The sequence below is a fragment of the Nocardia sp. NPDC058519 genome (assembly GCF_042719755.1).
Taxonomy (GTDB): domain Bacteria; phylum Actinomycetota; class Actinomycetes; order Mycobacteriales; family Mycobacteriaceae; genus Nocardia.
Map to the genome: position 1 here is coordinate 96,340 of NZ_JBHXNK010000012.1, position 12,458 is coordinate 108,797.

Consider the following 12,458-nt stretch of genomic DNA (forward strand, 5'->3'; position numbering starts at 1 on the left):
CTGAACGAAAAAGCCGGTGTCGCACGAACTTTCGTGCGACACCGGCTTTCTTTGTAATCCAGGGAGTTCTAATCCAGGGAGACGTACACCTCGACCGAAGTCGGGCCGGTGTAGCGCTCCAGCTCCGCCGTGTGCGAGCGAGTGATGGTGCCCGCGTTCTCGGCCTTGATCACCTGGGCCCATGCGGTACGCAGCAGATCGTAGGGCTTGTCCGAGACCACGAACTTGGCGTAGCGCCCCGCGGGAATGCGGGTGAGCACGTCGCCGTGGTCGACGTCCTCCAGCCCGCCGACCTCGTAGCCGAGCACGGCCACCGCATGATCGTTCTGCCCGATGTAGGCAGCCGCGCGGGGAACCATCTTCTCCCGCGAGAGATACCTATCCCAGGTGAAATTCACCAGGTCGAGATCGCGTGCGGTCACCTCGCGCCCGGCCAGCGGCACGGTGAGACCCGCGATCAAACCGTCGTCGAGGGTGACGATTTCGAAATCCACGGCCATCAGCTGTCCTTCTCATCGGTCAGCGAAACGAAGATCTCGACCGTGCGCTCGTCGGGATACTGCTCGCAATCGCCGGTATAGGCGCGCACGAATTCACCCGCTGCCTCCGCGTCCCACACCTGGCGCCACAGCCCGACGATGGTGTCGCCGAGGTTGTCGCCACTGGCCACGAATCGCGCGTAGCGGCCCGCCGGAATCTTGCCGAGCACATCGCCCACCTGTAGGTCGGCGAGAGTTTTGCACTCGTATCCGACGATGTGGGTCAGGTAGGAGTTGATCTCCGGCGCGAAATCGACATAGCCCGTCGCGACCGGCCCCGGTAACGTTCTCGTCCGCAGGTTCGCCCACGCCTCGACCACCTTGGCGCGGCGCGGCCCCTCGACGGCGAGCGCCGGGCTGCGAAGCACCGTGCCCGCGATCAGCGTCTCGGGACGGTCAACGACATTGAAATCCACCTGCGTAGCCCCTATGTCTAGTGTCGTCGCATGTCGGTACCGACCGCACATCCTCCCGTATCGGTCCGACAGGTTCCGCGCCGGGATCAGTCGACCCCTGGTCGGGCGGTTCGCGCTCTGGGCAACGATGTTGCCATGTCCCTAGGGTAGTCGGGTCCGGCTGCGCCAACTCGTGATCTATCGCGGCCCTTCACCCCCGAGCCCGGGGAAAAGCTCACCGGGGGCCGACGGGTTCGGTGCTGGCGGGATGATGATCAACGGCGGCGGTGGCGGATTGTTCGGCGAGTTCGTCGGCGGACCGAAGATGTCGAAGCCACGGCCCTGCGTCGGCGCCGTCCCGGTACCCGGCACCGGCACCAGCGGCGGGCTCGGCAACGGTGGTGTGTCGAACTGCTCGACCGGTGTCCCCGCCAGTGCGGCGTCCATCGACTGCTTCCAGATGTCGGCGGGCAGTCCCGAACCCCAGATGGCCCCACCGCGACCGTTGCGCAGCGGCTGGGGGTGCTCGGTGCCCACCCACACCGCGGTGGACAGCGAGGGCGTGTACCCGACCATCCACGCGTCCTTGTTGTCCTTGGTCTCGCCGAGCTGGGTGGTTCCGGTCTTGCTCGCCGATTGCCTGCCCTCGGCGAGCCCGTGGCCGTTGGAGTAGTTGGCGATCGGCAGCATCGCCGACGTAGTCGCATCGGCGATTTCGGCCGAGATCCGCTGCTCGGGCTCCGAATGTCGCTTGCCCGTCGCGGTTTCCCAGCTGCGGTCGAGCAGCACCCGGCCGTCACCGGTGCTCACCTTCTGCACGAAGTACGGCCGGTGATAGACCCCGGAGGCGGCCAGCGTCGCATACGCCGACGCCATGTCGATGGGCCGCACCAGATACTGCCCGAGCACGATCCCGTTGAGCGGGTAGCCGTCCGGTTCCGCCAGGGTGACGCCGTCGACGCCGGGAATGTACTCGGGGATGCCTGCCAGGTGCGCGGCCTCGGCGATCGAGCGCGGGCCGTCGGCCATCGTCATGGTGAGCCGGTAGAAGCTGGTGTTCAGTGAGCGTTTGAGCGCCTCGGCGAGCGAGCAGCGCCCACACGAGTCGCCTTCGACGTTGGTGATCTCGGTGCCGCGGTCGGTGATGGGCGAGCTGTCCATCGCCCGCGTCACCGGAATGCCCTGCCGTTGGGCGGCGACGAGCGCGAAAACCTTGAACGCGGAGCCTGTTTGGAGCGGTGCCTGCGCGAAATCGAACCCGGCCCCGTCCTCGCCGCCGTAATAGGCGCGCACGGCCCCGCTGCGCGGATCGATCGACACCACCGCCGAGCGCAGTTCCGGCGGCTGCCACGAGAACCGTTCACGTACCGAATCGACCGCGCCCGCTTGCGCCGCGGCATCGATGGTGGTGGTGATCTGCAGTGCGCCCGTGTTGATGTCGGCGTCGTCGAGGCCGGCGGCCCGCAATTCGCGCAGCACCTGGGTGCGGATATGTCCTTCCGGTCCGAGTGTCGTCGCTTCGGCGGGCACATCGTCGAGCGGGATGATCGGCGGGAACACCGTCGCGTCACGGTCGCCGGGCGCGAGCACGCTCATCTCGACCATCCCGTCGAGCACGTACTGCCAGCGTGCTCGCAACTGATCGAAATGATTCTCCGGGTCGAGCACCGAAGGCGAGCGGATCACGGCCGCCAGCACCGCGCCCTCGGCGAGGGTCAGCTCCGGCACCGGCTTGTCGAAATAGGCCTTCGACGCGGCCGCGATCCCGTACGCCCCGCGCCCGTAGTAGATCGTGTTGAGGTAGGCGGACAGGATCTCGTCCTTGCTCCACTGCCGCGCCATCTTGGCCGCGATGATCAGCTCCCGCATCTTGCGGGTGACGGTGCGTTCGGAGCTGAGGAAGGCGTTCTTCACGTACTGCTGGGTGATCGTCGAGCCGCCGCCCGCGTAGTCCTGACCGGTCACATTGTCGCGGGCGGCGCGCAGGAAGCCGCTGGTCGAGTACCCGGCGTTGGTATAGAAGGTGCGGTCTTCGGCCGCCAGCACGGCGTCACGCACCGGATACGGCACATCGGTGAGCGGGATGGGTATCCGATTGCCCTGTGGCGGAATGAATTTCGTCAGAACCGTGGTGCCGTCGGCGGCCAGCACGGTGGCGGGCTGCTCGACCGCGACCTCGGCCGGTTCGGGGATCTCCGAACTCCAGTACACCGCGACGAACAGCAGCGCGGGCACACACACGAAGATCACGAACAACGCGAGCAGCAGCCGCCGGATGCGCTGGCCCCTGGTGCGCGGCTTGCGTTCCGAGGGCTGGTCGTCGGTGCCGAGCAGGGCAGCCTGTGCCCGTCGCGCGGCGCCCTTGTCGCGGGGCCCTTCGGTGGCGGCCAGGCGCGCCGCCTGAGCCCGTCGCGCCGCACCCTTGCTCGGCTTCTGCTCCTTCGCGAGTGGATCGCGGAACCCGGCAATCGAGGTGTACGGCGCGTCCTCATCGGAACGCCCGCGCCCGCGCTGGGAGGCCACACCATCTCCTTTCGGAGCGAGCAGAAGAACTCACCTGCACCGACGTCGATATCGGTGCAGGCGACTCTACCCGGCGGTAGCGGCAGAACCCGGCAGGTCAGCTCTTGACGCCGCCCGCGGTGAGACCGGAGATGATGCGACGCTGGAAAATCAGCACCATGATCACCAGCGGCACGGTGACGATCACGCCCGCCGCCATGATGGCCGCGTACGGCTGCACCAGCGGGTCGTTGCCCGAGAAACTCGCGATGGCGACCGTCACCGGCTTGGTGTCGTCGCCCGACAGCAACCTGGCCAGCAGGTACTCGTTGATCGAGGCGATGAACGCCAGGATCGCGGTGGTGAACACCGCGGGCGCGGCCAGCGGCAGCATGATCAACCGGAAGGCCTGGAACTTGCTCGCACCGTCGATGCGCGCGGCCTCTTCGAGCTCCCACGGCAGTTCGGCGAAGAACGAGGCCAGGATGTAGACCGTCATCGGCAGCACGAAGGAGATGTTCGGGATGATCATCGCCTGGTACTGGCCGATCCAGCCGATATCGGTGAACAGCTGGAACAGCGGCGTCACCAGCACCACGGCCGGGAACATCGACGCCGACAGGATCAGCCCCGAGATCAGGTACTTGCCCGCGAAGGTCATCCGGGCCAGCGCGTAGGCCGCGAGTACGCCGAGGAGCAGCGCCACTGCGGTGGTCACCGAACCGATGATCACGCTGTTGAGCAGTGCCTTGCCGAAGTCGTTGCCGCGGCTGGTGTCGAAGGCGTTGCGGAAGTTCTCCAGCGTCACGTGGGTGGGCCACGGCGTGCTGTCGAAGGTGTGGGCCGGGTCGCGGAACGCCACCACGGCCATCCAGTAGAACGGGCCCAGGCCCCACACCAGCACGATGGCGACACCGAGATAGAGCCGCACCGTGCCGATCCGCTTGCGCCACGACACCGGCTGCACCGGCAGCGTCTTCGGCTCGGCGGCAGGTTCTTTCGTCATCGACATGGTCATCAGTTCGCCTTCCGCTGTTCTTCCTGCGTGCGAACAGCGTTGGCGCCGAGCACCTTCACCAGGACGAACGCGATACCGAAGACGAGCAGGAAGGTGATCACCGACAGTGCCGCTGCGCTGTTGGGACCTTGGCGCACCTGCTCGACCACCAGGATCGACAGCGTGTTGGTCGACGGGTTACCCAGCGTCATGATCGCGGGCAGGTCGTACATGCGCAGCGCGTCCATGGTGCGGAACAACACCGCCACGAGCAGCGCGGGCTTGAGCAGCGGCAGCGTGATGTGCAGGAACCGCTGCCAGGCCGACGCGCCGTCGACCTTGGCGGCCTCGTACACATCGGCCGGAATCACCTGCAGCCCAGCGAGAATCAGCAGCGCCATGAACGGCGTGGTCTTCCACACGTCGGCCGCGATCACCGCGAACCGCGACGCCCACACGTCCGAGGTCCACAGGATGTGCGTGCCGAGCACCCGGTTCACGACACCGTCGTACTGGAACATGAACTCCCACAACCGCGCTGTGACGGCGGTGGGGATCGCCCACGGGATCAGCACGGCCGCGCGCAGCAGCGCCCGGCCGCGGAAGGTCTTGCCCATCACCATGGCCATGCCGAGCCCGAGCAGAGCCTCGAGCGAGACCGTCACCACGGTGAAGAACAGGGTGATCCCGACGGCCGACCAGAACTGTGAGCCGAGCGTGCCGGTGGGGCACGACACCGTGCCCATTATCGACCCGCACTGCTGCATCAGCCAGTGCGTGTAGTTGCTGAATCCGGCACTGCCGCCCTCGACGAACATCCCGGTGGCCGGGTCGATGCCGGAGTCCTTCGAGAAGGACATCCAGACCGCCTCGACCACCGGATACCCGATGACCACTGCCAGCGCGACGAGCACGGGCGCGACGAACAGCCACGCCTTGCCGGATTGTCGCAGTTCCAGCGCTAGCCCGCGCTGCTTGGCTCCCGAAGGATCCGACACCGTTACTACTCTCCTACGGTCTGGTCGGGTCCGCTGCGCGTACCGCTACGAACCGGCGGTCTCGATGCCCTTTTGCATGCCGGCGACCGCGTCGTCGACGGACTTCGTGCCGTTGAGGGCAGCATAGGCGTTGTCCTGGATGGCCTTCGACACCGCGGGATAGAACGGGGTCACCGGACGCGGCACGGCGCTGGCGATGGATTCCTTCAGCGTGGGCAGGTACGGCATCTTCGCGATCAGGGCCGGGTCGTCGTAGAGCGAGGAGCGCACCGAGGGCAGCGAGCCCGAGGCGATGATCTGCTGCGCCTCTTCGCTGATCAGGTAACGAACGAAGTCGGCGGCGGTGGCCTTGTTCTTGGAGAACGCGCTGATCGCGGCGTTGTAGCCGCCGAGGGTGGAGGCGCCGACGCCGGTGTTGCCCGGCAGCGGGGCGACGCCGAACTTGTCCTTCACCGCGGAGCCGTCGGCGGAGGCCTGGGCGTAGAGGTAGGGCCAGTTGCGCAGGAACAGCAGCTTGCCCGACTCGAACGCGCTGGCGCTCTCGCCTTCCTTGAAGGTGATGGCTTCCTTGGGGATGTCACCGTTCTTGTAGGCGTCGACGAGGACCTTCAGGCCCGCCTTCGACTCCGGGCTGTTCACGGTGGGGGTCTTGCCGTCGGCGCCGACGAAGCTGCCACCGAAGGCGTTGATGACCTCGGAGGTGTTCACGGTCAGGCCCTCGTAGGGGGCGAGCTGACCGGCGTAGCAACCGATGTTGTTGTCCCGGGCCACCTGGCACTGACCGAGCATCTCGGTCCAGGTCTTCGGCGGGTTGGGCACCAGGTCCTTGCGGTAGTACAGCAGGCCACCGTTGGTGTTCTTCGGCGCCGCGTACAGCTTGCCGTTGTAGGTGGCGCTGGCCACGGTCGGCGCGAGCAGCGGCGCGGTGTCGATCGCGAAATTGCCCTCGAGCGGCTGGACCCAGCCCTTCGCGGCGAACTCGGCGGTGTCCTTCACGTCGAGGGCGACGACGTCGTAGCCGTCCTGCTTGGCACGGAAGTGCTCGGCGAGGTCGTCGTGCTGCTGGGTGCCGTCGGCCGACTGCTCCTTGAACGTCACCTGCTCGTTCGGGTGCGCGGCGTTCCAGCGGTCGATGAGCTGTTTGACCACACCGGTTTCGGTGGTGTCCTTACCTTCGACGTAGGTGATCGGGCCGCGGCCCGTCAGGTTCTGGTCGAGCGCGTTGCCACCGTCGTCACTGGAGCAACCACTGGCGAACGTTGCGGTGAGCAACGCGATCGAGGCAGCAGCCATCGTCGCTCTGGGGACAAACTTCAAGGCCATCGCAGACACTCCAGGGTCAAGACGTGAGCAGCAGCACACCGTGCGGTGCAACAGGCAACATACAGTATTTGCGGCGGGCCGGGGCCCGCGTGTTCTCGGCCCTGAGGCCTCGATCTTCCCTCCCTACGGGCACTCCTTCGTCGCACCCTTCGGTCAGTCCAGATCGAGGCGGCCGAGAACGGGCAAAGACTTACACAGTTTTCTGTCGGCGGGGTGGCTTAGGGTCAATGCTTGTGACAAGTCCTTCGACCGCTGATACTCCCGATCGGATGCTCACCCGCATCGGTGGTTTGCTGCGCAAGGCCGAGTCCACCGACAACGCGCACGAGGCCGAAGCCTTCCTCGCCGCGGCCCAGCGGCTGGCGACGAAGTCCTCGATCGATCTCGCCGTCGCGCGCTCGCATGTCGCGTCACGCGAGCGCAGGTCGGCGCCGGTGCAGCGGATCATCCCGATCGGCGAACCGGGCCGAAAGGGCCTGCGAACCTACGTCCAGCTGTTCGTCGCGATCGCGGGCGCCAACGACGTTCGCTGCGATGTCGCCCGTACCTCCGCCCAGGTCTACGCCTACGGCTTCGCCGCCGACATCGATACCTGCGAAGCGCTCTACGCGAGCCTGCTGATTCAAATGGTGCGAGCCTCCGACCACTACATCAAATCAGGCGCCTACCGCGAGGCCACGGTCGTCAAAGTCGTCGCCGAGAAGAGGCTCGGCCGCACCGTCCGCCGCCGAGTCGAGGTGCCGGTGGCTGGGGTGACAGCGCGGCTGAACTTCCAGATGGCCTTCGCCGCCCGGATCGGCGCGCGCCTCGCCGAGGTGAAAGCCGAAGTCGTCGCCGAGGAATCCGTCGTCGAATCGACCGGCACCGCCCTGGCTCTGCGCGACAAGGAGGTCGCGCTCACCGACTTCTACACCGCGACCTCCGAAGCGCGCGGAACGTGGCGAGGCCCCCAAACTTCCACGGGTCATTCCGCCGCGGCCCGTCGCGCGGGCGACCGCGCGGGCCGCACCGCCCGTTTGGGTACCTCGCCAGAGCTGCCCGCCGCTCGCGGAAAGCTCACCGGTAGATGATGTCTGCGCGCCGTCCCCGGATAGCGACCACCCAGTCGCGCACAGCGGCCGGCCGGGTCGGAACAGTTCGTGTCCGAGGTTGAGTCGGGTCGGCGGCGCGACAGTCAGCGCGCCAAGGTCTATGACGGTGAGCAGCTGGTGCGTGGGGTGTTCGATCGTGCCGACGAGTTCGGGCATCGGACGGTGGAGGTCTACGGCTCCCAGCTGACCCTGCCGGTGGAGCGACGCTTCGCCTCCGTCGAATCGGTGCAGACCTATGTGGACAAGGTGCTGGCGCTGAATTGGGTTCGTGCGCAATGGGAACGGGCCGCCGTATCGGTCCGTGTCCGCGCCCGTGGTGGTGCCGCAGCAGCCCACTACGAGCCCGAAACCGCCGTCCTGGCCGTTCCGCTACACACCGGCTCTACCGCTTGGGCCCTGCGCGAACTGGTGGTCCTGCATGAAATCGCCCACCACCTGTCGCCCGATCCGGCACAAGCCCCCCACGGCCCCGAATTCTGTACCCGTTATGCCGAATTGGTCGACGGTGTGATCGGTCCGGAGGCCGCGCTGCTCATCCGTGCGACCTTCGCGGGATGTGGTGTTCGATTCGGCTAGTCGGGCGAGGGGTTCTCGAGCAGGGCGCTGACTCGCTCGTATCGCCGCAGCCACCAGTCGACCCGGTCGGGATCGGGGTGCCGGTATTTGTCGAGCAATACGGGATCGGGTTCGGGTGGTGTGGTGGGAACGGGCAACCATCCATCTACCGGCAGCAGCGACTCCGCGACGAGATCGCCTTCGAACAGCGCGAGAGTTCCGAGTCCACACGCGAATTCGAGATCGGGCAGCGCACCCGCCAACGCCAGTTGCGCGGACAGCCCGACGCTGGTCTCCAGCGCCGACGAAACAACAGTCGGCAGCCCAGCCGCCCCGGCCACCGCCAACGCCCGCCGCACCCCGCCCAGCGGAGTGCATTTCAGCACCGCCACATCAGCAGCCCCCGCCACCGCTACCCGCATCGGATCCTCGGCCCGCCGAATCGATTCGTCGGCAGCGATCGGCACCGAAACCCGCCGCCGAACCTCGGCCAATTCCTCGATCGTCGAACACGGCTGCTCGACATATTCCAAACCCCCAGCAGCCCTGTTCAGCTCGCCGATATTGCGAACAGCGGTCTCCACATCCCACACCGCGTTCGCGTCGACCCGAACGGCCCCCGATTCCCCGATCGCCGCCCGCACCGCCGCCACCCGCGCCAGATCCTCGGCCAACGAGTCCGGGTGATCGGCCACCTTCACTTTCGCGGTCGCACATCCGGATTCCCGAACAATCCGCCCGGCCCGCCCGGCATCCACCGCGGGCACAGTGCAATTCACCGGAATCCGATCACGCACCGGCACCGGCCACCCCACCGTCACCTGCTCAACAGCGGTAGCCAACCACCCAGCCGCCTCCCGATCCCCATATTCCGGAAACGCGCAGAACTCCCCCCAACCCAACTCCCCCCGAATCAACATCCCCTCCCGCACAGTGATCCCCCGAAACCGCGTCCGCAACGGAATCGCATAAACAAACAGGTCGGCGTTCACCCGACCGATCGTAGAGGTCTCGCCGGACGGCGGCGCTCGCGTGAGCGCCGCCGTTTCGGTTCACAATCGTTCGATGATGGTGGCGTTGGCGAGACCGCCTGCTTCGCACATGGTTTGCAGCCCGTAGCGTGCCCCACGTTGGCGCATCGCGTGCACCAGCGTGGTCATCAACCGCGCCCCGGACGCGCCGAGCGGGTGTCCGAGTGCGATTGCTCCACCGTTGACGTTGACCCGGTTCATATCAACACCGGTCTCCTTCGCCCAGGCCAGCACAACCGGTGAGAATGCCTCGTTGATCTCGAACAGGTCGATATCGGAGATCTCGAGACCCGCCCGTCGCAGTACCTTTTCGGTGGCCGGGATGACCGCGGTGAGCATCAGCAACGGGTCGTCGCCCGCGACGGAGAAGCTGTGCAGCCGGGCCAGCGGACGCAGGCCGAGCTGCTCGGCGCGTTCGCCGGACATGATCAGCACCGCGGAGCTGCCGTCGCTGACCTGACTGGCCGAGGCGGCGGTGATCTCCCAGCCGATCTGCGGGAAGCGCGCAGCCATCGCGGGGTCGTAATACGCGGGCTTCAGTTTCGCGAGCGTGTCGATGGTGCTGCCGACCCTGATTCCCTCATCGGTGTCGAGCCCGTTGATCGGCGCGAGTTCGTCGGCGAAGAGTCCGTCCTTGGTTGCCCGAGCGGCCTTTTCGTGACTGCCGAGCGCGAATTCGTCGAGCTGGGTCCGCGTCAGACCCCATTTCGCGGCAATGAGCTCGGCGCTGATCCCCTGCGGGACGAGGTCATCGGGATACCGCTCCGCGAACGCGATACCCGACAGATCGGTGGCACCGACCAGGTTGGCGCCCATGGGAACTCGCCCCATCGATTCCACGCCCGCGGCGACCACGATGTCGTAGGCCCCCGCGATAACCCCTTGTGCCGCGAAGTGAATCGCCTGCTGACTGCTACCGCACTGCCGATCCACCGTGGTGGCGGGCACGGATTCCGGATACCCGGCGGCCAGCGCGGCCCGCCGGGTCATATTCGCCCCTTGCTCCCCGACCTGGGTGACGATGCCGCCGATCACATCGTCGATCAGCACGGGATCGATCCCGCTGCGCTCGACGACCGCCCGCAGGCTGTGCGCCAGTAGATCAACAGGATGAACATCGTGAAGTGCGCCGTTCGGCTTGCCCCGCCCGATCGGGGTGCGTACCGCTTCGACGATGACCGCGTCTCGCATGGAAGTCCTCTTTCGCCAATGCTGGCTCTATCTGACAATAGCCAGCGTAGATCCTAACTATCATCGACTCAAGTCAGATTGGCTATGATGTCTCTCATGGCAGCCGTGATGGAAGGACCTCTGGCCGATCTCAGCAGATGGGACACGGCGGGCTGCTCCATCGCCCGAGCGATGGATCTCATCGGCACCCGCTCGGCGATGCTCATCCTGCGCGAGGCCTACTACGGCACCCGCCGCTTCGACGGCTTCGCCAGCCGAGTAGGCATCACCGACGCCGCCGCAGCGGCCCAGCTCCGCAAACTCACCACCGCGGGCCTCCTGGAAAAACGCCCCTACCAGGAAGAAGGCAAACGCACCCGCCACGAATACGCCCTCACCCAAATGGGCCGAGACCTACTCCCCGCGGTCGTGGCCCTCTGGCAATGGGGCGACGCGTACCTCCAACCGGGCCCCCCACCCCTGCTCCGGGTGGACGCCGAGACCGGTGCCCCGGTCCGCGCCGATCTGCGCACCCCCGACGGCACCGAAATCCCCCTCGAACGACTGGCCGTCCGAGTCAACGAGGACTACCTCCGCGAACGCCGAAAGAACAAGAACAGCTGATCACTGGCTTACCTGGTGATCAGCTGCTCAGCACGTCAACTCAGCGCAGGCGTCGGCCGTCGACGCTGAAGAAGTACACGTGTTCGGGGTCGGCGGTCAGGCAGAGGCGTTCGCCCTTGGAGGGTGGGTTGCGCCAATCCACGCGCGCCACGATCGTTTCGCCGGTCTGGCCGCTGACGCCCGCGGACAGGGCGCGGCCGTAGACGTAGGCGTCGGAGCCCAGTTCCTCCACCACGTCGACCTCCATCTCGAGGCCGCCGTCGCCCACCTCGAGATGTTCGGGGCGGATGCCGAGCACCACCGAGCCCTCACCCGCGTCGGCCACCGCACGCGGCACCCGCACCGGGTATCCACCGATGGTGACGGTTCCGTCGTGAACGGGCAGCGTGAACAGGTTCATCGCGGGCGAACCCATGAATCCGGCGACGAACATGTTCGCCGGATCGCGGTACAGGTCGCGCGGCGACGCGCACTGCTGGAGCAGGCCGTCCTTGAGGACCGCGACCCGGTCGCCCATGGTCATCGCCTCGACCTGGTCGTGGGTGACGTAGACCGTGGTGGTTCCGAGCCTGCGCTGCAACTGCGCGATCTGGGTGCGGGTCTGCACGCGCAGCTTGGCGTCGAGGTTCGACAGCGGCTCGTCCATCAGGAACACCCGCGGCTGCCGCACGATCGCGCGCCCCATCGCCACCCGCTGACGCTGCCCGCCCGAGAGCGCCTTCGGCTTGCGATCCAGGTACTGCTCGAGGTCGAGGAGCTTGGCCGCCTCCAGCACCCGCTCGTCGCGCTCGGCCTTGGACACCTTGGCCAGTTTCAGCGCGAAACCCATGTTCTCCGCGACCGACATGTGCGGGTAGAGCGCGTAGTTCTGGAACACCATCGCGATATCGCGATCCTTGGGCTCGGCGTTGGTCACGTCCTTGTCGCCGATCCGGATGCACCCGCCGTTGACCTCCTCGAGGCCGGCCAGCATGCGCAGCGAGGTCGATTTGCCACACCCGGAGGGGCCGACGAGTACCAGGAATTCGCCGTCGGCGATCTCCAGGTCGAGCGCGTCGACCGCGGGTTTGGTGGCACCGGCATAGAGCCGGGTAGCGCGGTCGAAAGTCACGGTAGCCATGCGTAGATCAACATCCCATCCCGGCAGGAACGTGCCGGACGATCCGAGTAGTGGGTCGCTGGGGATCGTAGCGGCCGATAACGGCGCCGGGTAGCCTCGGTCGCGAAGGCCAG

Annotated in this window: 12 protein-coding genes; 3 read left to right on the forward strand and 9 right to left on the reverse strand. The window is 66.7% G+C overall.

Going from position 1 to position 12,458, the window contains the following annotated elements; all coding sequences use genetic code 11:
• Positions 1 to 68: 68 nt before the first annotated feature.
• From ACFWPK_RS15945 to ACFWPK_RS15970, 6 genes are all read right to left on the reverse strand, one after another.
• Complete coding sequence (locus ACFWPK_RS15945) at positions 69 to 500, reverse strand: GyrI-like domain-containing protein (RefSeq protein ID WP_378916085.1); 432 nt, start codon at positions 498 to 500, stop codon at positions 69 to 71.
• Positions 500 to 955, reverse strand: a complete 456-nt coding sequence (locus tag ACFWPK_RS15950; protein ID WP_378916088.1) for a GyrI-like domain-containing protein — start codon at positions 953 to 955, stop codon at positions 500 to 502. Before ACFWPK_RS15950 ends, ACFWPK_RS15945 begins: the two co-directional genes overlap by 1 nt.
• 177 nt (positions 956 to 1,132) lie before the next feature.
• Complete coding sequence (locus ACFWPK_RS15955; RefSeq protein ID WP_378916091.1) at positions 1,133 to 3,457, reverse strand: transglycosylase domain-containing protein; 2,325 nt, start codon at positions 3,455 to 3,457, stop codon at positions 1,133 to 1,135.
• Between the two features lie 97 nt (positions 3,458 to 3,554).
• Positions 3,555 to 4,442, reverse strand: a complete 888-nt coding sequence (locus ACFWPK_RS15960) for a carbohydrate ABC transporter permease (RefSeq protein WP_378916094.1) — start codon at positions 4,440 to 4,442, stop codon at positions 3,555 to 3,557.
• 11 nt (positions 4,443 to 4,453) lie between these two features.
• On the reverse strand, positions 4,454 to 5,431 hold the full coding sequence (locus tag ACFWPK_RS15965) for a carbohydrate ABC transporter permease (RefSeq protein ID WP_378916096.1): 978 nt from the start codon (positions 5,429 to 5,431) through the stop codon (positions 4,454 to 4,456).
• Between the two features lie 45 nt (positions 5,432 to 5,476).
• On the reverse strand, positions 5,477 to 6,754 hold the full coding sequence (locus tag ACFWPK_RS15970; RefSeq protein ID WP_378916099.1) for an ABC transporter substrate-binding protein: 1,278 nt from the start codon (positions 6,752 to 6,754) through the stop codon (positions 5,477 to 5,479).
• Positions 6,755 to 7,023: 269 nt separating this feature from the next.
• Between ACFWPK_RS15970 and ACFWPK_RS15975 the strand changes: the two genes are divergently transcribed.
• The gene (locus ACFWPK_RS15975) at positions 7,024 to 7,824 is read left to right on the forward strand and encodes a DUF2786 domain-containing protein (RefSeq protein ID WP_378916280.1); all 801 of its coding nucleotides are present in this window, start codon (positions 7,024 to 7,026) and stop codon (positions 7,822 to 7,824) included.
• Positions 7,825 to 7,893: 69 nt separating this feature from the next.
• Entirely contained in the window at positions 7,894 to 8,421 is a 528-nt protein-coding gene (locus ACFWPK_RS15980; RefSeq protein ID WP_378916101.1) for a TIGR04338 family metallohydrolase, read from the forward strand.
• Here the strand turns inward: ACFWPK_RS15980 and ACFWPK_RS15985 are convergent.
• Positions 8,418 to 9,392: an o-succinylbenzoate synthase gene (locus ACFWPK_RS15985; RefSeq protein WP_378916104.1), complete on the reverse strand. Its 975-nt coding sequence runs from the start codon at positions 9,390 to 9,392 to the stop codon at positions 8,418 to 8,420. The two genes, ACFWPK_RS15980 and ACFWPK_RS15985, sit on opposite strands and share 4 nt — an antisense overlap.
• A gap of 60 nt (positions 9,393 to 9,452) precedes the next feature.
• Positions 9,453 to 10,622, reverse strand: a complete 1,170-nt coding sequence (locus ACFWPK_RS15990; protein WP_378916106.1) for a thiolase family protein — start codon at positions 10,620 to 10,622, stop codon at positions 9,453 to 9,455.
• Between the two features lie 84 nt (positions 10,623 to 10,706).
• Here ACFWPK_RS15990 and ACFWPK_RS15995 point away from each other — a divergent pair, with 84 nt between their 5' ends.
• The gene (locus ACFWPK_RS15995; RefSeq protein WP_378916110.1) at positions 10,707 to 11,225 is read left to right on the forward strand and encodes a winged helix-turn-helix transcriptional regulator; all 519 of its coding nucleotides are present in this window, start codon (positions 10,707 to 10,709) and stop codon (positions 11,223 to 11,225) included.
• 40 nt (positions 11,226 to 11,265) lie between these two features.
• Here the strand turns inward: ACFWPK_RS15995 and ACFWPK_RS16000 are convergent, their stop codons facing one another.
• Positions 11,266 to 12,345, reverse strand: coding sequence for an ABC transporter ATP-binding protein (locus ACFWPK_RS16000; RefSeq protein ID WP_378916113.1), 1,080 nt, complete (start codon positions 12,343 to 12,345; stop codon positions 11,266 to 11,268).
• Positions 12,346 to 12,458 lie beyond the last annotated feature (113 nt).

Bases quoted from the DNA above. Each gene is read 5' to 3' on its own strand.
- ACFWPK_RS15945 (WP_378916085.1), bottom strand. From the start codon at position 500: ATGGCCGTGGATTTCGAAATCGTCACCCTCGACGACGGTTTGATCGCG.
- ACFWPK_RS15960 (WP_378916094.1), bottom strand. From the start codon at position 4,442: ATGACGAAAGAACCTGCCGCCGAGCCGAAGACGCTGCCGGTGCAGCCG.
- ACFWPK_RS15970 (WP_378916099.1), bottom strand. From the start codon at position 6,754: ATGGCCTTGAAGTTTGTCCCCAGAGCGACGATGGCTGCTGCCTCGATC.
- ACFWPK_RS15975 (WP_378916280.1), top strand. From the start codon at position 7,024: ATGCTCACCCGCATCGGTGGTTTGCTGCGCAAGGCCGAGTCCACCGAC.
- ACFWPK_RS15990 (WP_378916106.1), bottom strand. From the start codon at position 10,622: ATGCGAGACGCGGTCATCGTCGAAGCGGTACGCACCCCGATCGGGCGG.
- ACFWPK_RS15995 (WP_378916110.1), top strand. From the start codon at position 10,707: ATGATGTCTCTCATGGCAGCCGTGATGGAAGGACCTCTGGCCGATCTC.
- ACFWPK_RS16000 (WP_378916113.1), bottom strand. From the start codon at position 12,345: ATGGCTACCGTGACTTTCGACCGCGCTACCCGGCTCTATGCCGGTGCC.